General features: G+C 42.3%; 1 pseudogene. It reads left to right on the forward strand.

Going from position 1 to position 646, the window contains the following annotated elements:
- A pseudogene (locus M3175_RS25775) lies at positions 1-646 on the forward strand (Tn3 family transposase); the annotation flags it as partial.

Genomic DNA, 646 nt, shown 5'->3' on the forward strand with positions numbered 1-646 from the left:
GGCTTCAATACTGCCTCGATATAAACTTACCTGACGGTATTGAGCGCCGCATTCACCAAAATCGCTTGCTAAAAATTGCCCGAGAAGGTGGTCAAATGCAAGCGGCTGACCTTGCTAAATTTGAATCCAAACGGCGGTATGCCACCCTAGTTGCCTTGGTTAGTGAAAGCAAAGCCACCATTATCGATGAAATTATTGATTTGCATGACCGTATCATTGGTAAAATCTTTAACAAAGCCAAAAACAAACATCAGCAAGTTTTTAGTGCATCTGGCAAATCCATCAATGAAAAAGTTGAACTTTATACCCGTATTGGTAAAGCTTTAATCCAAGCGAAGCAACAAAATATCGACCCATTTGATGCGATTGAAAACATCATTTCATGGGAAGCGTTTACCCAAAGTGTTGATGATGCCGAAAGTCTCGTTCAGCCCAATGACTTTGACTTTCTGCCAAGAATCAATGACAGTTACCAAACCATTCGCCGTTATGCACCCGCCATGCTAGACATTCTGCCATTGCAAGCCACCTCAAGCTCAAACAGCTTAATGCAAGCCATTGAGGTATTGCGAACAATGAATAAAGCTGAGAGTCGCAAGCTACCTGATAACCCACCCACCAAATTTATTAAGAAACGCTGGCACAA

The sequence above is a fragment of the Robertmurraya korlensis genome (assembly GCF_023715225.1).
In the GTDB taxonomy this organism is placed as follows: Bacteria; Bacillota; Bacilli; order Bacillales; family Cytobacillaceae; genus Robertmurraya_A.